The sequence below is a fragment of the Pseudoramibacter porci genome (genome assembly GCF_009696145.1).
In the GTDB taxonomy this organism is placed as follows: domain Bacteria; phylum Bacillota; class Clostridia; order Eubacteriales; family Eubacteriaceae; genus Pseudoramibacter; species Pseudoramibacter porci.
Window position 1 is genome coordinate 42161 of sequence record NZ_VUMO01000010.1, and the last position, 23123, is coordinate 65283.

Below are 23123 nucleotides of genomic sequence, written 5' to 3' on the forward strand. Positions count from 1 at the left end.
CTTATAACTTAAAATAATTTCCTACTATCAAGCAAAAGTGTAACCGGTCCGTCATTATCAATTCTCACTTGCATATCTGCCTGAAATTGACCAAACGCAACGCGAGCGATTTCAGTATTTTTAATTTTTTCTTTAAACATCAAATAATTCTGCCGTGCAATTTGGACGTCACCACTTTTTGAAAAACTCGGTCTTCGCCCTTTTCTGCAATCTCCGTAAAGCGTAAATTGTGATACGACCAAAAGTTCACCATGAATATCCAACAACGATAAATTCATTTTATCATTTTCATCTTCAAAAATACGCAAATTCAACGTTTTATTGATGATATATTCCATGTCCGTTTCTTGATCCGACTGTTCGAAGCCAACAAAAAGGCAAATTCCCTTTCCAATTTCACCAATTACCCGATCATCAACTTGAACGGATGCAGAGGATACCCTTTGAATAACTGCTCTCATAGCCAATCCCTATACACGTTTAACTACTAAAACAGAAGAAATTTTTTTAATGTTTTTTATCACTAAATTTAGTTCTCTTCTGGATTTCACTTCGAAAACAGCTTCAAAATAATCGAACTTCCCTCTGTCATTTCTCGCCGTCAACGCTGTCAAAGGGATATTCATTTCGATAAACACTTTATTGATTTCAATAAGCGTGTGGGGATCTTCATCCGCTTGTACACTGATTTCTGCGCTAAAGCTGCCAGAAACACCAAATCGATTCCATTCGACGTCAACTGTCTTCTCAGCATCAATATGAAGGACATTGGGGCAATCCGTTCGATGTACTGTAATGCCATGTGATTGTGTAATGTGTCCAATAATTTGATCGCCCGGAACTGGACTGCAGCATTTTGCCAAATGCACATCTATATCATTTAACCCTGCAACCAATATATTAGAATTATTTTTTTCCTTTTTGGTCGGTTTCTTGATGGCAATTTCAGGCTCTTGATCTTTGAAAACTTCTGGGAAAAGCAATTTCATTTTTGTAAAAACTGTTCCCATCTTAATGCCGTTATATCCAATTGCCGCGTAAAAATCGTCAACAGTTTTATAATTTAGCTGTTTACATAAAGTTTCCAACTCGGTCGTATTGCCCAGTTTTGAATCCTGTAATCCCTGGCGTTTTAATTCATTTTCAAGTGCTAATTTGCCCTTTTCAATGTTTTCTTCTTTTGTTTCACGCTTAAAATATTGTTTAATCTTATTTCTCGCGTGGGCACTTTTGACAAAATTTAACCAGTCGCGGCTGGGGCCGTTGCTGTGCTTTGAAGTCATGACTTCAACGATGTCACCATTGCTGAGTTCATAGTTAAGTGGAACAATTTTGCCGTTAACCTTCGCGCCAACACAATTATTGCCTATATCACTGTGAACACGATAGGCAAAATCAAGCGGGCATGAGCCAACAGGCAGTTCAAACACGTCCCCTCTTGGTGAAAAAACGTAGACTTCTTCATTTAATAGATCGACTTTAATTGTTTCCAATAAATCGCCAGCGTTGTCGAGCTCCTGCTGCCATTCCATGATCTGTCTAAGCCATGCAATTTTTTTCTCATAATGGGCGTCTTTTGAATTTTTACTGCCGCCTTTACCTTCCTTGTATTTCCAATGAGCAGCAATCCCAAATTCGGCAACACGGTGCATTTCTTTTGTTCGGATTTGAATTTCTACAGGATCCCCGTTCGGACCGATAACCGTCGTGTGAATAGACTGGTACATATTGGGCTTTGGCATCGCGATATAGTCTTTAAATCTTCCTGGAATTGGCTTCCATTCTGTATGGACCATCCCCAAAACCCCATAACATTCTTTTACGGTATTAACGATAACGCGAACTGCGACTAAATCGTATATTTCATCGAATTTTCGGTGCTGCGCCTTCATTTTTCGATAAATCGAATAAAAATGCTTGGATCGACCGTAAACCTTACACGGAATATCAACCTCTGCCAATTTATGCTTTAATATGTCGATTACCTGATTGACGTATTCTTCCCGTGCCTGTTTTTTGGCTTTTACACTTTTCACCAAATTATAATAGCCCTCTGGATCGAGATATTTTAAGGATAAATCTTCAAGTTCCGCTTTAATCGCCTGAATCCCAAGACGATTGGCAATCGGCGCATATATATCAAGAGTCTCCCGCGCTTTTTCTCTCTGCTTTTCCTTTGTCATGTACTCTAATGTCCGCATGTTATGTAGACGGTCAACGAGTTTGATCAAAATGACACGGATATCTTTCGACATAGCCATGACCATTTTTCGAATATATTCCGCTTGACTCTCTTCTTTCGACTGATAATCGATTTTCCCAATCTTAGTAACACCTTCAACCAGATCTGCGACTTTAGGATTAAACATGCTCGCAACATCTTCATGTGTCGTATCTGTATCTTCAATAACATCATGGAGCAGTGCTGCACAGATTGTTTCAGTGTCCATTCTGTATTTAGCCAAAATATAAGCGACCGCAACCGGATGAATGATATAATCTTCTCCTGATTTCCGCTTTTGCCCCGCATGTGCCTGATCCGCTAATTTAAAAGCGCGCATAATCATATCCGGATCGGCATCGGGGTCATTTTTTTCAACGATTTTGATAATATTGTCTATCTTTTTTTTGACTGCATCTGTTGCCATGCGCACCTCCTTTTACTGTAGCTCTGTAACGTTCTATTAAATAGGGAATTGGATCAATGACCGAACGTAATAATCTTTTAACGCTTCTCTCCCCTTGAGATCTGTCAACTCGATCATAAACAAAGCGCCACAAACTTCCCCGCCAAGCAATTCAACCAAGTCAATGGCCGCTTTCATTGTGCCGCCTGTTGCGAGTAAATCATCAATAATTAAAACACGGTCGCCTGTTTTAATGGCGTCCTTCTGAATTTCAACGGTATTTTCGCCATATTCCAGCTTATACGATTTCGCCATAACTTCACCTGGCAATTTTCCGGGTTTGCGAATAGGAACCAAACCAACGCCTAATTTATACGCCAGCGCCGATCCGAAAATATAACCTCTTGCTTCCGGAATACAAACCACATTGACGTCCAGCGCCTTTGCAATTTCATAAAACTGATCCGTTACTTCGTGAAAGGCTTCTCCGTCTTTTATTAAACTATTAATGTCTTTGAAACTAATGCCTGGTTTCGGAAAATCAGGATAAATTGCAATTTTACTTTTTAAATCCATTGTAATCCCCACATTTCTACAAAATATTTCTTTTTAATTTTATCACTAACTCTGCTTTTTTTATATCCTTTTTTTGTTGTTCTGCCGGAATCTTTGAATAAATAACGCCCTTCTTTAATTTTGAATGCACAACATCGATTTCATTAAAAATCTCCAATATCGCAAGTAGCTTAAAACAGTTGAGATGTTTATTTTGATCTATTAAAGAATCAAATTTTACGCCGTTCGCAGCATATTTTTTTAGCATTATATATACCCAGACCGTTTCTTCCCGATTTGGTAAGACATCTCGTGAATCGTGGTGCCAAAGCGGCAATTCTTTAATCATTTCATCCGACCCGTTTTTGATTACCTTTAAAAAATGCCAACACTTCTTATGGTCAAATAACTCTGGAATCTGAATATTTTTAATCATTAGTTCAATTTGGTCGTTTCCCATAAAATGATTAATTTTAGGTACAGCCAAGATATCGATTCCCGCTTCATAATCTCTAAGTAGAGAGGATGCTAGTTTTCCCTTTGAAAAAGCAATACATCGTAAATCCCCGTCTTTAAAACTTAAATGGGCCTGTTCCTTCCCCATTGTTTTAACTTCCTCAGGATGAACATGGCTTAAACGAAAGAGCGGGCTTGGATTTTTAACGCCATAGGGCTCACACATTGAAATACAATCCATCAGTTCCCAATCAATGTCATCTTCCGAGAGAGAGCCGTCGTAATAAACTTTTTTAACTAATTTACTTCTCGCATGATTTTCTTTCGCCCATTTTTTTAGAGATAATTCTAATTTGGGAATATTCTCTTTTTTAATTGAAAATCCAGCTGCCATTTCATGCCCACCGTAGGTTTCGAACAATTCAGAACAGTTTGATAGAGCTTCGAAAATATTAATACCTTCTACACTGCGGCAGCTTCCTCTTGCCATTCCATCTTCATCGATTCCCATGACGATAACCGGATGGTACCAAATCTCTTGAATTTTACTGGCAACAATACCAATTACACCAGAATGCCAATTTTGGCCTGATGCGCAAATGAAAACTTCCCGATATCTTTTATCTTTTTTTATCGCTTGGATCGCTTCCTCATAAATCTGCCCTTCGATTTCTTGGCGTTTTTCGTTTTCGTTTTTTAAAAACGTGGCGACTTGCTCGACCTGAGCAATATTATTTTTCGTATATAAATCAACGACACAATCCGCTTCGCCCAACCTACCTGCAGCATTAATTTTAGGTGCTAACACAAAGCCAATATTTCCTGACGTGACTTCTTGAACATTTGAAACTTGAGCCAAGGCCTGAATCCCTAGATTTTTACAATCAGCATTAATCGACTCAATACCCATTTTTACAATCAAACGATTTTCATTTTGAAGTGGCACAATATCTGCCACTGTTGCGATTGCCGCACATTCCAGATAATTTCTTAAATCACGTGTCTGGTTTTGCGCTTCTTCCAGCGCCTGCACACATTTAAATGCAATTCCTGCTCCACAAAGTTCTGAAAATGGGTACTGAGAGTCATCCCGTTTCGCGTCTACCACAGCAACTGCCTTTGGCAATTCTCCTTGGCACTCATGATGATCTGTAACAATAACATCTATCCCCTTTTCCGCAGCATACGCAACTTCATCCTTCGCAGCAATGCCATTGTCAACTGTTACGATTAGTTTAACCCCTTGATCGGCCAGTTTATTAATCGCGTTAATATTCATGCCATATCCCTCAATTAATCGATTGGGAATTTTATAGATGACCGTCATTTCGAGAGATTTTAAATAATCGACCAGAATCGAAACTGCTGTTGTTCCATCAACATCATAATCGCCATAAATACAAACTTTCTCATTATTTTCTTTTGCTGATAATATCCGATCAACAGCCTGCCGCATATCCGGCAAATCCCAGGGATTGTTAAAGTCTTCCACATTAGGTTCCAAATATGCCATGGCCTCCATACTATTCCGACATCCACGTGCTACAGCTATTTTCGCGACGGGCTTGGGAATATTGCATTCTTCTGCAATTTCATCAATTATGACGGTTAATTCAGATTGACCGGAATCAATCCGTTCACACCATACCTCTTGCAATGTTTTTTCTCCTTCTTGTACAGATAACAAAAGGCCGAACGATTACGTTCGACCTTGTAATTTCACCATTAAACTTCAATTTTTTCAGCTTTTCGACGATTCCTTTGACCGCGGCGCGAATTCCTCTGAATTTTTGCATTAAATTTAGATTTAGATGATTTTTTCTGAAAAATCACCCACAACGGACTAGCGACAAAAATTGAAGAGTAACATCCGCAAGCTATACCAACGATCAACGGGAGCGCAAAATCACGAATTGCATCAACAGCAAAAATATACAGCGCTATGATCGCCACTAAAGTTGTCGCAACAGTATTGATGCTTCGTCTCATGGTTTGCGTAACACTGACATCAACTAAATGGGTTAATTCCTGTTCATTACTCATGCCGATAAGGCCTTCATTTTCTCTAATGCGATCAAACACGACAATGGTATCGTTGATGGAATAACCTAATATTGTTAAAATGGCTGCTATAAACGGTGAATTGACTTGAATTTGGAAAAGCGCATATACACCAATGACAATGACGATATCGTGAACTAACGCCAACACTGCAGACAATCCAAAATAAAATTCAAACCGAATTGTCACATAAACGAGCATTAAAACAACTGCAACAATGGAGGCAATAATCGTATTCCGTGTCGTTTCCGCACCGACACTAGCCGTGATATTATCGACAGAAACCAAGTCCTTGTTCTTCAAATTGTATTTTTTCTTAAATGAAGCAAATAGTTTTTTTTGCTGGCTATTTGATAAACTTTCTTTTGTACTAATCACAACCTCATGTTTTTGATTCCCCGAATAAGTGATATCAGCCGATTTATCATAAGCATCTGTAATCGACTTGATATCCTTGGTATCAAAAGTCTGGTGCAGATCAATTGTAATAATTGTTCCCCCTACAAAATCAATGCCGTAATTAAGGCCTCGAATCAATATTGAGCCAACAGCAACTGCGATTAAAATCAATGAAATAGAGAGCCAGATTTTTGTCTTTTCAATAATTGGAAGTTTTTTCTCAAAGTTCATATCCAACCTCCATTAAATACCGTAAAATTTCGGATTTTGAATCAAATTGGTGTTTAAGAACAATTTAACCAGCTGACGGGTAACAAGGACAGCTGTAAACATGGACAGAATAATCCCGACAATCAAAGTTAGTGCAAATCCCTGCGCTGAACCTGTTCCCATAAAGAAGAGAACAAAGCCAGCAATTAGCGTTGTCACATTTGAATCAATAATCGAGCGCATAGCGTTTTTAAAGCCTGCGTTAACTGAGCTGGCTAAGGATTGCCCCATATTTCTCGATTCTTCTTTGATTCGTTCAAAAATGATTACGTTAGCGTCAACTGCCATCCCAATGGTCAGGATCATACCGGCGATTCCAGGCAAAGTCAATGTCACGTTCATTAAAGACATCACAACCAAATCAAGCATGACAAAAACCAATAATGCTAAATCGGCAATAATACCAAGTCCTCTGTAAAAGACAAGCATAAATACGAGAACGGCCGCAACGCCAATTGCACCGGCGAAAATACTTTGATCAAGTGAATTAGCCCCTAGAGTCGGCCCAACTGTCGATGCCTGCACAGTAGTTAATTTAACTGGCAAAGCGCCGCCTCGAATCAGTGAAGCCAAATTTCCAGCTTCATCCATATCGGAGCTACCTTCAATTACAGCTTCACCATCCGTAATAGCTTGATTGACCGTTGGAGAGGAAATGACCTCATCATCTAATTTAATGGTAATCTGTTGTCCGATATATTTTTGCGTTGCTTCAGCAAAAGCCTTTTTCCCTTGGCTGTCAAATTTCAGCGTAACAACCGGCTGTTCAACACCGCTGCTTGTTTTTTGTGTTACCGCTTTAGAATCTGTAACATGCACACCGGTTAAAATGGTCTTATTATCTGGTCCTACAAATTTCAATTGAGCAGTCCGACCAATCAAATCGAGTGCTTCCTGCTGATTTTGGATGGAAGGAATTTGGACTCGAATACGGTTGCTGCCCTGACGTATGACCGTCGCTTCAGATACCCCAAGAGAATCGACACGATTTTTCAGTGCCGAAACTGTTCCTTCCATTTTTGAATCTGTCAGTTTTTTTCCTTTGGTCGGTTTCGCTTGGAGTACAACGTTGACGCCGCCTGTCAAATCTAGGCCGTAGTGCATATTTTCTTTGATGTTGCCAATATCATACACACCAACAGAAATGCCGTGAAAAAGAACGTACGCACAAAAAATGAGTATTGCAACAAAAGCGAAAAATCCGACCGTGCTTTTCGTGTTGATCTTCTTTTTCACTTATTTTTCCTCTTTCAATTGTCCCATGTAATGATGAAGCCGATTCAAACAAACATCTTTGCCTAAAACATCCATGATTAAAGCAAGATCAGGCCCATGCATACTTCCAGTTAATATTAAACGAATGGGCATGTACAGTGCTTTTCCTTTTATTTTTTCTTGTTTGTGCTCTTTTTGAATGGCTTTGATAATATCTTTTTGGATAATTTCCGCGTTCCACTGATTCGCCGAAGTTATCTTTTCATCTAATGCATGGCAGAGAATCGGCACTGTTTCAGCGTGCAGAATGTCCTGAGCTTCGTCTGACGCATCAATTTGATAATCATCGTCTAAAATTTTTGTGAGCTGCTCAGGCGCTTGTGCAAAGTAATCAATACGATCTCTCAACAGCTCTGCGACTTTCCCTAACCAAACTGTTTTTTCTGATTCTGTCTGTACCATTCCAGCTTTTTCTAAGAAAGGCTGAATACCTTGAGCAATCGTTTCAGAAGAAGCCTTTTTGATATACTGCCCATTCATCCAGTTCAGTTTTTCTCTGTCAAAGACAGCCCCAGAATTGCTGATCCGATGAATATCGAAGGCGTCTTCCAATTCTTGTAGTGAGAAAATTTCCTGATCATCTTCTGGGCTCCAACCGAGAAGTGCGAGGAAATTAACCAAAGCTTCCGGAAGATAACCCTTAGCTAAGAAATCGCCGACTGCGACATCGCCCTGACGCTTACTTAATTTTTTGTGATCTTCATTGAGAATATTGGATAAATGAACAAAAGTCGGTGGCTGCCATCCAAAACACTGGTAAAGATAGACATGTTTTGGTGTAGACGGAAGCCACTCTTCTCCTCTAATCACGTGTGTGATTTTCATCAGGTGATCATCAATAACCACCGCAAAATGGTAAGTCGGGAAACCATCTTCCTTGATCAAAACTTGATCGTCCATTTCTTTCGTATTAATAGTGATTTTCCCTCGAACAACGTCATCAAAGGTAATGTCCGTATTTTCAGGAAGCTTTAATCGAATCACGTAGGGATCGCCATTGTCAATTCTCTTCTGAACTTCTTCAGGGGATAAATTTCTGCAATGACCATCGTAGCGCGGTGTTTCACCAGCTGCTTTCTGTTTTTCTCGTAATTGAGTCAACCGTTCCTTACTGCAAAAACAGTAATAGGCTTTTCCCTCATCGATCAGCTGTTGAATATATTTCTTGTATATCTCCAGTCTTTCCGATTGAATGTACGGACCGTATTCGCCGTTTTCAACCGGTACACCATCGACCAATTGCAATCCTTCGTCGGGTACAACGCCTGTTGTATAAAGCGCGTTTAAAAGATTTTCAACCGAACCTTCTTGATACCGCGTTCGGTCTGTATCCTCTAGCCGCAATACAAAAGTACCGTCATTTTGTTTTGCAAATAAATAATTGTATAATGCAGTCCGCAAACTTCCGACATGAACGTTTCCTGTCGGGCTCGGTGCAAAACGAACTCTAACCATTAATATCTTCTCCTTAGCGTTAATGTTGTTTGTTATTATATCATTAAATGAAGTCTTCGAACGGTTTTTTAATATTCCCGCATTCCTACGAAGAACCGAGGCCGGAAGCCATGAAAGTGCGCGATTAGCAAATTTGCTTTTGATTTCCTCCTCCGACATGCGAAGAATTTCATCAAATCTCACACGGCTGTCTAACTCCAGATTTTCTCTTCCTCGTTTATTGAAAGGGCACACCCATTGACAGATGTCACATCCATACAAAAAATATTGAATTCTTTCTTCTTCTGATTCTGTTAAATTCTTTTTCTGTGTCAGATATGAGATACACCGCTCATAAAAAAGTTGATGCCCTCGTTCACCTAAAGCGTGCCCGGGACAAGCCTTTATACACCTTTGACATTGTCCGCATTGATTTTCGATAGGTGGGTGCTCTTCATGAGTGATTTCTTTATTTACTAAAATCTGTCCAATATTCCACGCTGACCCAAATTGTGGATGAATTAACAAATTATTTTTGCCAAAAAAGCCCAATCCTGCCTTCCAAGCAGACGCCTTATCCATTAAACGGCTGTTGTCCACGAATTTTTTATATTGAACATCCGCAGATAATTCAAATTGGATCCGCTTGCACAATTCGTCCATTTTTGCCATGACAACCTGATGATAATCCATTCCGCAAGTGACCGATGAAAAATATCCATAGATCGTCTTATCATCGATTTTCTTTGAAAATAAAGGATAAGGTATTCCGATCACAATAACTGATTTGACTTCTGGCATAACCGTTTTAAAATCAATCCGACGTTCAGGCTTTGTGCGAACAAAGGGAATCATCCCATGGTTTTCTTTGCGTCTTTGCTTCTCATAGGGCAACATTTCCAGAATGGGATCTGCGTTAATAATGCCGAGTAGTGGAATATTGATTTGATCTGCAATCTCTCGAATAGCGTTTTCCGTCAGCGGTTCAGGATTCCGAATCATCAGCTATTTTACTCTGGATAATCTGCCAACAAGTTTCAGATCCTTCTTTTGAAACCGAAGAAAAAGGAATAACTGTATCCGCTTCAACATTTAGTATTTCCAATAACTGCCTTACAGACTTTTTCTTTTTTGATGCAGATAATTTATCGAACTTTGTTAAGATAACGTGTGTTGGCAAATGATAATACTTCAACCAATTATACATGAGTTCATCATCCTCTGTCGGGTCGTGGCGGCTGTCGATCAATAAAAACACGCCTTTAAGATTCTCGCGATTCAGGAGATAATTCTCTATCATCTGTCCCCATTTTTGCTGTTCTTTCCGCGACACTTTAGCATATCCGTATCCAGGCATATCGACAAAACGGAAAATATCGTTGATTTGGTAAAAATTCATCGTCTGAGTTTTACCTGGTTTGGAACTGGTCCGAGCTAGATGCTGACGGTTAATTAATGTATTAATCAACGAAGACTTTCCCACGTTTGAACGGCCAAGTAAGACAATTTCCGGTAAAGCATCATTTGGGTACTGCTTTTCCGAAACCGCACTGATCACAATCTCTGCTTTATTTACTTTCATCGAACTTACCAAATACAAATTGAATCACTTCATTCATCTTTTCAACTGGATGAATTTCCAATCGACTCAATACACTTTCAGGAATCTCATCTAAATCTTTTTGATTTTCCTTAGGTATTAAGACACGGGTAATAGATGCGCGGCTAGCCGCCGTCAATTTTTCTCGTAATCCGCCAATTGGCAAAACACGGCCCAATAACGTAATTTCACCAGTCATCGCAATATTCTGGGGAACCGGACGGCCCGTTAACGCAGAAATCAGTGCCGTGGCCATGGTAATGCCGGCAGACGGTCCATCCTTTGGGACAGCCCCTTCCGGAACGTGAATGTGGATGTCTTTATTTGAAATGAAATCTGGATCAATGGCCAATTGGTCAGAAACGGAACGAATATAGCCAATGGCCGCTTTAATAGATTCTTGCATGACATCGCCCAATTTCCCAGTGATGAAAGTTTTTCCGCTGCCATTAACTGCGAGTGCCTCTATTTCGAGCGTAACACCGCCCACTGCAGTCCAAGCTAAGCCATTAACAAGCCCAACCACACTGCCACTTTGAACTTTTTCAAAAGTAAATTTCTTTTTCCCTAAATATTTTTCAAGATTTCTGACATTGACCTGATTTTTTCCTTTTACGCCGCTAACAACATTTTTCGCCGAAATTCGGCAAACTTTCGCAATTTCTCGTTCCAGCTCGCGCACGCCAGATTCTCTCGTGTAGTATTCGATTGTGCTTCGAATGGCCCTGTCGCTAATGGTAATTTGCTCCTTGGTGAGGCCGTTTTCTTTAATTTGTTTGGGAATAAGATATCTCTTGGCAATAACCTCTTTTTCATCTTCAATATAACCATTCACTTCGATGATTTCCATTCGGTCAAGTAATGGTCTAGGGATTGTTGACAAGCTATTGGCCGTCGCAATAAACAAGACGTGAGACAAATCAAACGGAAGCTCCAAATAATTGTCCGTAAAAGTACTGTTTTGCTCTGGATCCAAAACTTCGAGTAGAGCGGAAGCTGGATCCCCTCTGAAATTCTGGCTAATCTTATCAATTTCATCCAACAAAAACAGCGGATTAGCACTGCCAGCCTGCCGAATATGATAAATGATACGACCAGGAATCGCGCCGATATAGGTTCGCCGATGCCCTCTGATTTCTGCCTCATCGCTTAATCCACCCAGGGACATGCGAACGTATTTACGATTGAGTGCCTTTGCAATAGATTTTGCAATTGATGTTTTCCCGACGCCCGGCGGACCAACAAGACAAAGAATCGGTGCTTTTAATGACTGTGTCAGCTGAAGCACAGAAATGTATTCCAAAATTCGCTCTTTCACCTTATCCAAGGCGTAATGATCGCGGTTTAGAATTTTTCGTGCCTGATTAACGTCAATAATTTCTTCTGTCGATTCATCCCACGGCAGAGACAGAATCCACTCTAAATAATCCTGAATAACCCCAGCCTCTGGCATACCCGGCTGCGTTTTAGATAAACGCTTCAGTTCATTTTCAGCCTTGCTTTTAACAGTTGAGCTTAAATTCTTTTCGTCAATTTTTTTCTGGTACGCATCAATGGTGCTTTCTTCGCCTGTTTCGCGATTCAACTCATTTTGTAATACTTTAATTTGTTCACGCAGAACATATTCGCGTTGATTTTTTTCAATTTCAGAACGCACCTTTTCACTAATGTTCTGTTTGATCTTATAAGTTGAAAGCTCCTTCACCATTTCCTGATAGACCAGCATTAAGCGATGATCACCATCAAATTCCTGAAGAATTTCCTGGGCCTTTTCGTGGGATAAAGAAATATTTGCACAAACCAGATCGATCAAGTGATCTGGTTCATCTAGCATTTCCAAAGTATCCTGTATGTTTTCGGATGCGTTCTTCGTTTGATGGATGTAACTCACAAAGGTCTCCTCAACAAGCTTCAGGAGCGTTTGGTTTTCCGAGTTCTGAGTAAAAATGGACTCCTTAGGCAGGACAGAAACCATGAAAAAGGGATCATCCTGAATCCAATATTCAATTACACCTCGCCGAAGAACCTCCACCAGCACACGTGCATAATCATTAGGCAATTTTAATACTTGTTTTACTTTGGCAATACATCCGACAGAATATATATCATTCCGAAAGGGCTCATGAATACCGATATCCTTTTGCTCAGATAAAAATGCCAACTGGTCCGCTTGCATGCAGTATTCAAGTGCTTTAAGGGACTTGGCTCCATTTAAATCGAAATGCAAAATCATCCCAGGAAACAAATTCATAGACTTAACAGGAATAAGTGGTAGATCTTTTGAAAGCTCTGCCTGGCTATTGTTCAATGGATCATTTTTGTTTTCTTGATTTGTATTTATTCCTTTATTCTCATTTTCCATACACAATCTCCTTTTATTCTATGTTAAAAAAGGCAATCTTCATAAAGATTGCCTTGAATTTCTATGGATTATTATGAAGCAGTTTCTTTCTCATCATCAGCTTTTTTCTTTTGCGTGTTTCGATATATTTTAGCCTTGCCTTTTCCAAGAACCATTTGTTTAGTAATGACGACCTTCGTCACATCTGGATCTGAAGGAAGTGCGTACATCAAATCACGCATTAATGTTTCAATAATACCGCGCAATCCTCGTGCGCCTGTCTTGTTTTCTAATGATTGAACTGCTATTTCTTCAATTGCACCCTTTTCAAACTGGAGATCGACATTTTCCAGTCTGAATAATTTTTGATACTGCTTCACGAGCGCATCTTTGGGCTCTGTCAGTATGTTGATCAGAGCTTTCTTATCTAAATGGTCGAGTGTTGCGATTACTGGTACACGGCCGATAAATTCAGGGATCAATCCAAATCGAAGTAAATCGTGAGGCATGATCTGCTTCATCAATTTATCTGATTCAATTTCAGAACTGCTTTGAATAATTGCGCCAAAGCCAATTGAACCTTTTTCCATTCGCTTTGCAATAATCTTTTCGATACCATCGAATGCGCCCCCACAAATGAATAGGATATTCTTCGTGTCGATTTGAATAAATTCCTGCTGCGGATGCTTGCGGCCCCCTTGTGGCGGGACATTGGCAACTGTACCTTCCAATATTTTCAGCAGCGCCTGCTGAACACCTTCACCGCTGACATCCCGCGTAATCGAAGGGTTTTCATTTTTACGTGAAATTTTATCAATTTCATCAATATAAATAATCCCCTTCTCCGCCTTTTCAATATTCATGTCTGCAGCCTGAAGCAGCTTCAGCAAAATATTTTCAACATCTTCGCCGACGTATCCCGCTTCCGTCAATGTAGTCGCATCCGCAATTGCAAACGGAACATTCAACATCTTGGCTAAGGTTTGTGCCAGTAACGTTTTGCCAGAACCGGTCGGACCAACTAAAAGAATATTACTTTTCTGGATTTCAACTCCGTCGTCATCTTCGCTGAGCGAATTAATCCGTTTATAGTGATTATAGACTGCAACAGCTAGCTGCTTTTTTGCTTCATCCTGCCCAATGACATAATCATCAAGATATTGTTTAATTTCCTGAGGTTTGGGTATTTCTGAGTAAGTTACCGTTTCCTCTTCTTCTTCACTGTCAATAATTTCCTGGCAAAGTGATACACACTCGTCACAAATATAAACGCCCGGACCGGCAACCATTCTTTTTACTTGTGACTGCGTTTTACCACAAAATGAGCATCTCACTTGATTGATTCCATCTGTATAATCAAATTCTGACATTCGTTATCTCCCTCTGTGGATCAAAAGTCATAAAAATTATTCACGAGAAGTAATCACTTGATCGATTAAACCGTAAGCTTTCGCTTCTTCGGCTGTCATGAAATGATCACGGTCTGTATCCTTCTTAATTGTTTTTAATGGCTGACCCGTATTTTCACTCAGTATACGATTTAATTTTTCCTTTGTTTGCATCAAGTGCTTCGCATGAATTTCAACGTCGGAGCTCTGTCCTTGAGCTCCTCCTAATGGCTGATGAATCATAATTTCGGAATTCGGAAGCGCCTGACGTTTTCCTTTAGCACCTGCTGCAAGTAAAAATGCCCCCATAGATGCGGCCATTCCATAGCAAAGTGTGCAGACATCGCACTTGATGAAATTCATGGTATCCATAATTGCAAAGCCTGCGGATACGGATCCACCCGGACTATTGATATACATATATATATCTTGGTCCGGGTCTTCGCCTTCGAGAAAAATTAATTGTGCCACCAATAATCCCGCTGATTCGTCTGTGATTTCGCCATCTAAAAAAACGATACGTTCTTTTAACAGACGAGAATAGATGTCAAACGAGCGTTCACCTAATCCCGTCTGCTCGACAACCATCGGAACTAAATTCATTTTAGTCTTCCTTTTCTTCTGCCGTGTCTGCTTTTTCTTCTGATTCTTTCTGTTTTGCTTCGAAATCATCAATCTGATTTGCAGCATCGACCAATAAATCTAAAGCCTTGCGTCGTTTAAGGGTATCCGTGATGTATTCCATCATCTGATCGTCAAGAGATTCCTTGTATTTTTCAAATTCCTGGTTAAACGCATGTGCATATTCTTTAATTTCATCATCGATTTCTTCTTCAGATGGTTTGATTTCTTCTGCTTTGCCAATGGCTTCAAGCACTAAATCCGCTTTGATATTTCTTTCGGCATCCGGTGCCATAGATTCTCTGAAGACTTCTTTGCTCTGGCCAGTGAATTTGAAGTAATTTTCCATCGATAGACCCTGACCCGACATCTGGCGCTGGAGATTTTCATAATCGCGGTCGACTTCTTCGTCGATCATCATTTCCGGAATATCCATTTCTGCATTCTGTACTGCATAATCGAGCGCAGCCTGTCTTGCTGTGTTGAGTCTAGCTTCTTTCTTTTCATTCGCAATCTTGTCTTTTAGATCATTCTTTAATTCATCTAAAGTGTCAAATTCACTGACATCCTTTGCGAATTCATCGTCAAGTTCCGGAAGTTCCTTTCTTTGAACTTCTACAACATGTACTTTAAAGACAGCGTCTTTTCCCTTAAGATCTTCTGCATGATAATCTTCAGGGAAAGTAACGTTGACGTCTTTGTCATCGCCCGCTTTTACACCTACTAATTGGTCTTCAAATCCAGGGATAAACGTGTTGCTGCCCAATTCGAGGCTGTAACCTTCATCTTTTCCACCATCGAACGGTACGCCATCAACAGCGCCTTCATAATCAATGACTACAGTGTCCCCGTTTTCTGCTGCAGCCTGGTCATCTGTAACCAATCTAGAGTTCTGATTCTGCATCTGTTTTAAACGTTCTACGACATCTGCATCGTCAACAGGCTGTTCTAAAACCGGAATTTCTGCACCCTTATAATCGCCAAGTTTAACTTCCGGCTTCACTGCCACTTTAACAATAAAGGTTGCGCCATTATCACCGACATCTTCAACCTTTTCAAGTGATGGACGCGTCACTGGTTCAATTTCAACTTCCTTGATCGCATCTTGATAGGTTTCTGGAAATGCAAATTCAATGGCATCTTCCAAGAAAACTTCTTTCCCATAGTGAGCTTCGATCACTTTTCTCGGTGCCTTTCCCTTGCGGAAACCTTGAATAGTGAAATACTTTTTATTTTTTTTGTACGATTGATCCATCGCTTTCTGGAATTTATCCTGTGGGATACTCATTTCCAGTTTTACGACATTTTTTTCATTTTCAATAATCTTTGCAGTCATTTTATCCTCCAAACCACTATTATTACTCTTATTCAATTTTTAAAGTATAACATACGCGTTTTTTTCAATCAAGAAAAAAACTTTGATTCATTCTATGCTAAATCAGCTGTTTTCTTAATATCGACATTTTTTTCACGGGATGATCAAATTCCATCTGATAGTGCATCTTTGCATGAGGCGTTGAAGAAATTTCATTGCCCTGCTCATCAAACAAACGTTTCACTTGGCAAGAAAGAAATAGTGGATGCCCTGCGTTTTGCTCCGGCTGGATGATTTCAACGTAATCGCCTACTAAAATTTTTCCGCGCTGCTCGACATGCATCCTGCCTGTCCCTGAAAAATCCTCCAAAACAATGCCTGAGAAATCGTAATTGCGTGTATAGCTGCTACTGCCAAAATTTTCTGCTTCAGCTGACGGCGTATGATCGTAAAAAGCAGTGGTATAATGTCGGTGGCTGATTTTAGTCAACTCCTCGATCCAAGCATGCGGCACTGTAAAATCAGGATTGGCCAATGCGGCATCGATTATTTTGCGATAGACTGAAACAACAGTTGCCACGTAAAAGGCGCTTTTCATCCGGCCTTCTATTTTAAAACTGTTTACGCCAAATTTGATCAGTTCAGGAATTTTTTCTGCCAGACATAGATCTTTTGAATTCATTATAAATGTTCCCGTCTTATCTTCTTCAATTGGGAAAAATTCGCCTGGACGTTTGGATTCTTCTAATTGATACTGCCATCTACATGGTTGCGCACAATCCCCTCTGTTGCCATCCCTTCCAGTTAAATAATGTGACAGCAAACATCGCCCGCTGTAGGATATACACATCGCGCCGTGGACAAAGGTTTCGATTTCCATCTCTCCTGGTCTATTCTGACAGACATCTTGAATTTCCTTTCCCGACAATTCCCGAGCAAGTACAATGCGTGATGCGCCGAGGTCATGCCAAAATTTCACGCTTCGGCTATTGACATTATTCGCTTGCGTACTGACCGATATTTTCATGTTGGGTGTAATCTCTCTCACAAGGGTAAAAACACCCGGATCGGCGACGAGCACTGCATCTACATTGATCTTATCTAAGAATCGAATGTAATCTGCTAAGCCCTCAAAATCATTATCGTGTGGGATCATATTGAGCGTCACAAAAATTTTCTTTTCTTTATTGTGCGTGTATATAACCGCTTGCTCAAGTGTCTTTTCATCAAAATTATCTGCTCTGGCGCGCAGTCCAAATTTTTTCCCTGCACAGTATACGGCATCCGCTCCATAAGCGAGTGCGTATTTTAGTTTTTCAAAATTTCCTGCGGGTGCGAGTAATTCTGGTTTTTTTGTTTGATTCATTTTCCTACCTCAAAAAAAGCACGCATCCGCGTGCTCTTTATTATCTATTGATTTAAATATTTATCGACATTCGACTGATGATCTTGCAGATTATTTGCATAATAGGTTTTTCCGGATGCGTCAGAAACAAAATACAAATAATCCGTTTTAGCCGGATTAATAGCTGCTTGAATGGACTTCAAACTCGGTGAACATATCGGCCCAATTGGTAACCCGTTATTTGCGTATGTATTGTACGGTGAGTCGACCTTTAAATCCGTATTGGTGATCTTAGTTTTCTTTTCACCCAAAGCGTAGTTAACCGTCGCATCAGACTGCAGTTTCATGTTTTTGGACAAGCGATTATAAAAAACAGAGGCAACTTTGGGTTTGTCACTGTCTAATTTTGATTCGGTCTCAATTAAAGACGCCATTGTCAAAATCTGATCGACCGTTTGATGATGATCTGATATTTTCTTCAGCATCGCATCCGAAAACTTGTTCTGTGTGTTTGCAAGCATTTGGGACACCACAGCAGCCGCACTACTGTTTGAAGTAAATTGATAGGTGTCGGCGAACAAATACCCTTCCATCGGCGTACGCCCAGCTGCGTTATCCGGATAGGAACTCAAAATCGAATACCGTTTTTTATAGTCTGATATCTTTTTTGTCTCGTTGATGAAATCTTCTGATGAACAAATATGACGTGATTCCAGGATTTCTCCAATCTCTTTTATATTTTTTCCTTCCGGAATCGTGATCGCCACTGCGCCATCATAATCCTTGCCATTCAACATCGCATTAAAAATCTCAACAGATGACATCGAAGGCTTAAAACGATAATTCGCTGCCTTAATTTGCTTAATCCCTCGGCTGTGTCTTCCCGCATAACTCTGAAAAACCATGCGGTTTTTAATCAAACCACTTTCATATAAAATTTTTGCAATATCATCGATATTAGAACCTTCTGGAATTTCAACAATAATTTTTTTATTACTGTTACTAACCGGTTCGAGCTGATTGTTATAATAAATCCGCCATCCGGCACAAAGACCTGCCGCACAAAGCGCAATCACAATAAGTGTTAGGAAAACCTTCCTTCGGGAACGTTGAATATTCTCTTTAACGCTTTCAGAATCGGCGAAAAGATTTATTTTCTCATTTTCGTCTATCGGATTCTCATCAAATAGAGAAGATTTATCTTTTTGTGTCATATTTATGCTCCTGTGAAATTGCCCAACACACCATTCAAAACGCTTGAATCAAAACCCACAGCATTGGCAGTACGTTCTGCCAATGTTTTTAATATAGGAAGCACCAGCATTTGCGCCTGAAAAAATTCGGCAATTTCTGGAATCGACAGCATTTCCCGTGTTTTCTGATTAAAATGTTCAATTTCTTCCTGAGACAATGGCATCCCCATTGCTTGGCGGGCTTGCGTCATCGCTTGTTCTCGCATATACGCTTCAACTTTTTCTTTCATTTCAGGATCAGCATCTATTTTTTGCTGAGCCGCTTTAAAGCGCGCACATTCAGGTGAACTGCTGAGTTTTTGCGTAAATTGATCGATCTCGTCGTAAATATTCATGTTTTATATTATCTCCCCATCACATGATTATTAGCAAAACCATTTGAATTTAAGCTTCCATCAAAATCGGGAGGATCATCGGCTTTCTTTGTGTTTCTTTGTACAGATATTTGAAAAGTGCCTCCTGAATGTCGCTCTTGATTGTTTTCCAATCTGTCACTTTTTTATTTTCGCAATTTTTCAAGGCCTTTTGAACCGTTCCTTTTGCACCGTTAATTAGTTTTTCAGATTCACGCATGTAGACAAAGCCTCTCGAAATAATATCCGGTCCTGAAACGGCTTTGCCGTTTTTCATTGTTATGGCAACAATAAAAAGGCCATCTTCTGACAGACGTTTACGATCGTTAAGAACAATATTGCCGATATCCCCGACACCTAAACCGTCCACTAAAACAGGTTCCGCAGAAATTTCATCAATTTTCTTAAATTCTTTATGGCTTAGCTGCATCACATCCCCATTCTGCTGGATACGGATATTCTTTGCATCCATCCCTAAAGATTGTGCTAAATTCGCATGCAGCTTAAGCATACGCGCTTCACCATGGACCGGCATGAAGAACGTCGGCTTCACTAAAGTATGAATAATTTTCAGTTCTTCGCGTTTTGCGTGGCCCGATGTATGAATGTTAGCAAATTTATTGTAAATGACTTCAGCACCCAAATCAACTAATTTATTGATGATCTCGGCAACCATTTTTTCATTTCCCGGGACGGGTGATGCTGAAATAATGATAGTATCGTCCTTGTCAATCTGAAGATATTTATGATTGCCGTTAGCCATTCGACCGAGTGCGGCCATCGGCTCACCCTGAGAGCCTGTCGTTATGACAACCAGCTGAGATGGCTTGTATTTCTTCATTTCGTGGATATCGATGACCAAATTTTTTGGAATATCTAAATAGCCTAAATCACTGGCAACCGAGACCATCGTTTCCATACTGCGTCCATTGATAACAACTTTCCGATTATAGACCGCCGCTGTATTAATAACCTGCTGGACACGATGCACATTTGATGCAAAAGTTGTCACAATAATACGCTTTTTATTTCCTCTGAATAAATCGTAGAACGTTTTTCCTATTTCACTTTCGCTGCCAGCATAGCCGTTTTCTTCGACATTTGTCGAATCACACAAAAGCAAATCGACCCCACGGTTACCTAAAGCTGCAATGCGCTGCAAGTCGATGATATCGCCATCTACCGGGTTGAAATCAATTTTAAAGTCACCCGTGTGGAATACGGTCGCTGCAGGCGTTTTAATGCAAAGTGCAACAGCGTCGGCAATACTGTGGTTGACATGGATAAACTCAATTCGAAAATCCCCAATTGTCACTTCATTACCAGCTGCAATCACATGGCGCTTGGCTTGACTGATTAACCGATGTTCTTCTAATTTATGGTCAATAAGCCCCATTGTAAATTTTGTTGCATAAATCGGAACATTGATTTCCTTCAGCAGATAAGGGATCGCCCCAATATGATCTTCATGGCCGTGGGTAATGACTAACGCTTTGACTTTTGAGGCATTCTGAACCAAATAGGAAAAATCAGGCAGCACCGAATCAATGCCGTACATACCATCTTCGGGGAACATCATCCCACAGTCGACAATCACAATCTGATTGTCATACTCAAAAGCCGTCATATTTTTCCCAATTTCGCCTAAACCACCAATGGGAATAACTTTTAACTTATCGTGTTTTTTTCCAGTGTTGTTATTATTTTTCTTTTTCTTTTTTCTAAACCAGCCGTGACGTTTCGGGCTGCTTTTTTTATTACCATTACTGTTTTGTTTCTGTTCGTTCAATCGTAATTTCCTTTCGTTATGTTTCCTTTGTCATCTAACGCATACACGGGAATTTCTTTGATGACGTTCATTTGATCAATCGTTACATCGCACAGTAAGACGTGTATTGCCAGTCCTTCTTGTCTAGCTTTGATGAATGCCTGAGAGAATTCCGGATCCGTTGATCGATTTGGGACAAAACAATCCGCATCATTTCTTTGTACAACAAAATAAAGGGCATTGTTTTGATGCTCTTTCAGTCCTGAAGTTAATTCTTTTATATGTTTTGTTCCTCTTTTGGTCGGTGCATCGGGAAAGCAGGCGCATCGATGACGATGATCCTGCGTGATATGAACAAGATTCACACTTTTTACTTCGATATAGCCGAAACCTTTTCCGTCTTCTCTGGCCAAATCAAATCGGCTGTCCCGATAAGTCACCTCTCGACGAAGCCGCCTGACATCTTTTTGCTGCGATAGGTATTCGTAAACCAAACGATTTGCCGCAATAGCATCAATGCATACCCAGATATTTTGATAACGAACTGTAATCAGGGTATAATCTGTTTTTCTTGTCGGAGATGGACAATAAGCCAGTCCAACCTCTGCATCATTTGTTAATAATTCACGCATTCTCCCTGTATTGGGAACATGTGCCTCGACCTTTTGATTGGTCAAGGCTAATAAAATTTCAGCGACAAAACGATTGCGTCTTTTAATAAATTTCCCGTTAACTACTGGATATTTTGATATTTCCAACTTGCGTTCTTGATGTTATTCAGAATAGCCCAGCTCTTCTGGTGAAATTGAGTCGTACGCTGCCGCAACTTCTTCAAATTCTTCGTCGTCCTCTACGGGAATTAAAGCAGCTGTTTCGCCTTCACCCTCAATTCTCATAGCAACAGCGTCTTCTGAATCCAAATCTGCCAGAATAGCGTATTCATTTTCTTCAACGCTTAATGTGCAAACCAATTCAAATTCACGTTCTTCACCATCTTCATTTTTTAAGATAATAGTCTGATTATCTTGATTTTCCATCTTTTCACTTCCTTTTGCTAAAATATATTATTTCAATCATCTGGTTCTAAGATAAAATGCCTTTCGCCGTTATCATCGTAATCAGTCATTTTCATCACATGTTCCTGATGATTTTCATCAATAAAAACCATGTAACTGCCGTCGTCTTTTTCTATCAAACGATTAAATTCTAAATTTTGAGTCTGCTCCATATTAAAGCCATTTTTATGCTTTGTCATTAATCTGATCTAAATACATCTGAAGAATCAGCTGAGCCGATAAGGTGTCGATATATTTTTTCCGATCTTTACGATGAACGCCGCCTTCAATCAGTACATTTTCAGATGCTTTTGTAGTCAATCGCTCATCAATATAAACCACAGAACAGTTTAACCGCTTTGCTAAAAAATTACAATAATTTTGTGTTTTTCTGGCCTGTGTCCGTTCTGTTCCATTCATATCCTTTGGCAAACCTGCAACAATCGTATGAATGTTAAATTGTACAATAACATCATTAAAAAAAGTTAAATCTGCTTGCCGCGTCCCCCGCTTGTACGTGCGGTATCCTTGAGCCGTAATTCCTAACCCGTCAGAAACGGCAATGCCGATATATTTATCTCCGATATCTAATCCTAATATTCTTTCCATTTGATTCTAAAAAAAAATCCCAGTATTTCTGCTGGGACTTTAAATCATTATTTAACTGTTATTCTGGCAGTTTATCCAAATAACGCTTTACCAATTCGTCTAATAACTCATCCCGTTCGATCCGCTGGATCAACGTTCTTGCATCGTTATAGCTCGTAATATAAGTCGGATCTCCGGACATAACGTAGCCAACAATCTGATTAACTGGGTTATATCCTTTTTCGATTAAAGCATCACGAACAGATCTCATAATCATATCGATCGCTTGTCCTCTTTGCTTATCAGCATCGAACATGATGGTCCCTTGTTCGACATCATTTTGATTATTAATGCCCATTATGTCTTTCTCCTCCTGTTTAATCTTGATTTATTTTAACGCAAGTTTGATATTAAAACAA

21 protein-coding genes are annotated in these 23123 nt (G+C 39.8%); all 21 read right to left on the reverse strand.

The window, feature by feature from the left end:
- Positions 1-8: 8 nt before the first annotated feature.
- The 21 genes from dtd to FYJ52_RS07930 all read right to left on the reverse strand — a co-directional run bounded on the left by dtd (position 9) and on the right by FYJ52_RS07930 (position 23062).
- On the reverse strand, positions 9-461 hold the full coding sequence (dtd, locus tag FYJ52_RS07830; protein ID WP_154576669.1) for a D-aminoacyl-tRNA deacylase: 453 nt from the start codon (positions 459-461) through the stop codon (positions 9-11).
- Positions 462-470: 9 nt separating this feature from the next.
- A complete protein-coding gene (locus tag FYJ52_RS07835; RefSeq protein WP_154576670.1) occupies positions 471-2648 on the reverse strand; it encodes a RelA/SpoT family protein in 2178 nt (725 codons plus the stop codon).
- 36 nt (positions 2649-2684) lie between these two features.
- Positions 2685-3203, reverse strand: coding sequence for an adenine phosphoribosyltransferase (locus FYJ52_RS07840; RefSeq protein WP_154576671.1), 519 nt, complete (start codon positions 3201-3203; stop codon positions 2685-2687).
- Between the two features lie 16 nt (positions 3204-3219).
- Positions 3220-5295, reverse strand: a complete 2076-nt coding sequence (gene recJ, locus FYJ52_RS07845; protein WP_154576672.1) for a single-stranded-DNA-specific exonuclease RecJ — start codon at positions 5293-5295, stop codon at positions 3220-3222.
- Positions 5296-5363: 68 nt separating this feature from the next.
- A complete protein-coding gene (gene secF / locus FYJ52_RS07850) occupies positions 5364-6329 on the reverse strand; it encodes a protein translocase subunit SecF (RefSeq protein WP_154576673.1) in 966 nt (321 codons plus the stop codon).
- Between the two features lie 12 nt (positions 6330-6341).
- Positions 6342-7604, reverse strand: a complete 1263-nt coding sequence (gene secD / locus FYJ52_RS07855) for a protein translocase subunit SecD (RefSeq protein ID WP_328598785.1) — start codon at positions 7602-7604, stop codon at positions 6342-6344.
- The gene (gene gltX / locus FYJ52_RS10250; RefSeq protein WP_154576674.1) at positions 7605-10079 is read right to left on the reverse strand and encodes a glutamate--tRNA ligase; all 2475 of its coding nucleotides are present in this window, start codon (positions 10077-10079) and stop codon (positions 7605-7607) included.
- Positions 10063-10659, reverse strand: coding sequence for a ribosome biogenesis GTP-binding protein YihA/YsxC (gene yihA / locus FYJ52_RS07865; RefSeq protein ID WP_154576675.1), 597 nt, complete (start codon positions 10657-10659; stop codon positions 10063-10065). Before yihA ends, gltX begins: the two co-directional genes overlap by 17 nt.
- Positions 10646-13039, reverse strand: coding sequence for an endopeptidase La (lon, locus tag FYJ52_RS07870; RefSeq protein WP_154576676.1), 2394 nt, complete (start codon positions 13037-13039; stop codon positions 10646-10648). Before lon ends, yihA begins: the two co-directional genes overlap by 14 nt.
- A 71-nt stretch (positions 13040-13110) precedes the next feature.
- Positions 13111-14388, reverse strand: a complete 1278-nt coding sequence (gene clpX, locus FYJ52_RS07875; protein WP_154576677.1) for an ATP-dependent protease ATP-binding subunit ClpX — start codon at positions 14386-14388, stop codon at positions 13111-13113.
- A gap of 36 nt (positions 14389-14424) precedes the next feature.
- Positions 14425-15009, reverse strand: a complete 585-nt coding sequence (clpP, locus tag FYJ52_RS07880; RefSeq protein WP_235901577.1) for an ATP-dependent Clp endopeptidase proteolytic subunit ClpP — start codon at positions 15007-15009, stop codon at positions 14425-14427.
- Position 15010: 1 nt separating this feature from the next.
- Entirely contained in the window at positions 15011-16363 is a 1353-nt protein-coding gene (gene tig / locus FYJ52_RS07885) for a trigger factor (protein ID WP_154576679.1), read from the reverse strand.
- Positions 16364-16460: 97 nt separating this feature from the next.
- A complete protein-coding gene (locus tag FYJ52_RS07890; protein WP_154576680.1) occupies positions 16461-17708 on the reverse strand; it encodes a peptidase U32 family protein in 1248 nt (415 codons plus the stop codon).
- Positions 17709-17752: 44 nt separating this feature from the next.
- Complete coding sequence (gene mltG / locus FYJ52_RS07895; protein ID WP_154576681.1) at positions 17753-18901, reverse strand: endolytic transglycosylase MltG; 1149 nt, start codon at positions 18899-18901, stop codon at positions 17753-17755.
- 2 nt (positions 18902-18903) lie between these two features.
- A complete protein-coding gene (locus FYJ52_RS07900; protein ID WP_154576682.1) occupies positions 18904-19275 on the reverse strand; it encodes a YlbF family regulator in 372 nt (123 codons plus the stop codon).
- Positions 19276-19324: 49 nt separating this feature from the next.
- A complete protein-coding gene (locus FYJ52_RS07905) occupies positions 19325-20956 on the reverse strand; it encodes a ribonuclease J (protein ID WP_328598790.1) in 1632 nt (543 codons plus the stop codon).
- Between the two features lie 122 nt (positions 20957-21078).
- Positions 21079-21819: a DNA/RNA nuclease SfsA gene (gene sfsA / locus FYJ52_RS07910; protein ID WP_154576683.1), complete on the reverse strand. Its 741-nt coding sequence runs from the start codon at positions 21817-21819 to the stop codon at positions 21079-21081.
- Between the two features lie 15 nt (positions 21820-21834).
- Positions 21835-22098: a DUF1292 domain-containing protein gene (locus tag FYJ52_RS07915; RefSeq protein ID WP_154576684.1), complete on the reverse strand. Its 264-nt coding sequence runs from the start codon at positions 22096-22098 to the stop codon at positions 21835-21837.
- Positions 22099-22130: 32 nt separating this feature from the next.
- Positions 22131-22316, reverse strand: coding sequence for a hypothetical protein (locus tag FYJ52_RS07920; RefSeq protein WP_154576685.1), 186 nt, complete (start codon positions 22314-22316; stop codon positions 22131-22133).
- Positions 22303-22725: a Holliday junction resolvase RuvX gene (gene ruvX / locus FYJ52_RS07925; RefSeq protein ID WP_154576686.1), complete on the reverse strand. Its 423-nt coding sequence runs from the start codon at positions 22723-22725 to the stop codon at positions 22303-22305. Before ruvX ends, FYJ52_RS07920 begins: the two co-directional genes overlap by 14 nt.
- Before the next feature lie 58 nt (positions 22726-22783).
- Positions 22784-23062, reverse strand: coding sequence for an IreB family regulatory phosphoprotein (locus tag FYJ52_RS07930; RefSeq protein WP_154576687.1), 279 nt, complete (start codon positions 23060-23062; stop codon positions 22784-22786).
- Positions 23063-23123: the final 61 nt, after the last annotated feature.

Coding starts and splice junctions, on each gene's coding strand:
- dtd (WP_154576669.1), bottom strand. CDS start 461: ATGAGAGCAGTTATTCAAAGGGTATCCTCTGCATCCGTTCAAGTTGAT.
- FYJ52_RS07835 (WP_154576670.1), bottom strand. CDS start 2,648: ATGGCAACAGATGCAGTCAAAAAAAAGATAGACAATATTATCAAAATC.
- FYJ52_RS07840 (WP_154576671.1), bottom strand. CDS start 3,203: ATGGATTTAAAAAGTAAAATTGCAATTTATCCTGATTTTCCGAAACCA.
- secF (WP_154576673.1), bottom strand. CDS start 6,329: ATGAACTTTGAGAAAAAACTTCCAATTATTGAAAAGACAAAAATCTGG.
- gltX (WP_154576674.1), bottom strand. CDS start 10,079: ATGATTCGGAATCCTGAACCGCTGACGGAAAACGCTATTCGAGAGATT.
- yihA (WP_154576675.1), bottom strand. CDS start 10,659: ATGAAAGTAAATAAAGCAGAGATTGTGATCAGTGCGGTTTCGGAAAAG.
- lon (WP_154576676.1), bottom strand. CDS start 13,039: ATGGAAAATGAGAATAAAGGAATAAATACAAATCAAGAAAACAAAAAT.
- clpX (WP_154576677.1), bottom strand. CDS start 14,388: ATGTCAGAATTTGATTATACAGATGGAATCAATCAAGTGAGATGCTCA.
- clpP (WP_235901577.1), bottom strand. CDS start 15,009: ATGAATTTAGTTCCGATGGTTGTCGAGCAGACGGGATTAGGTGAACGC.
- tig (WP_154576679.1), bottom strand. CDS start 16,363: ATGACTGCAAAGATTATTGAAAATGAAAAAAATGTCGTAAAACTGGAA.
- FYJ52_RS07890 (WP_154576680.1), bottom strand. CDS start 17,708: ATGAATCAAACAAAAAAACCAGAATTACTCGCACCCGCAGGAAATTTT.
- mltG (WP_154576681.1), bottom strand. CDS start 18,901: ATGACACAAAAAGATAAATCTTCTCTATTTGATGAGAATCCGATAGAC.
- FYJ52_RS07900 (WP_154576682.1), bottom strand. CDS start 19,275: ATGAATATTTACGACGAGATCGATCAATTTACGCAAAAACTCAGCAGT.
- FYJ52_RS07915 (WP_154576684.1), bottom strand. CDS start 22,098: ATGGAAAATCAAGATAATCAGACTATTATCTTAAAAAATGAAGATGGT.
- FYJ52_RS07920 (WP_154576685.1), bottom strand. CDS start 22,316: ATGACAAAGCATAAAAATGGCTTTAATATGGAGCAGACTCAAAATTTA.
- ruvX (WP_154576686.1), bottom strand. CDS start 22,725: ATGGAAAGAATATTAGGATTAGATATCGGAGATAAATATATCGGCATT.
- FYJ52_RS07930 (WP_154576687.1), bottom strand. CDS start 23,062: ATGGGCATTAATAATCAAAATGATGTCGAACAAGGGACCATCATGTTC.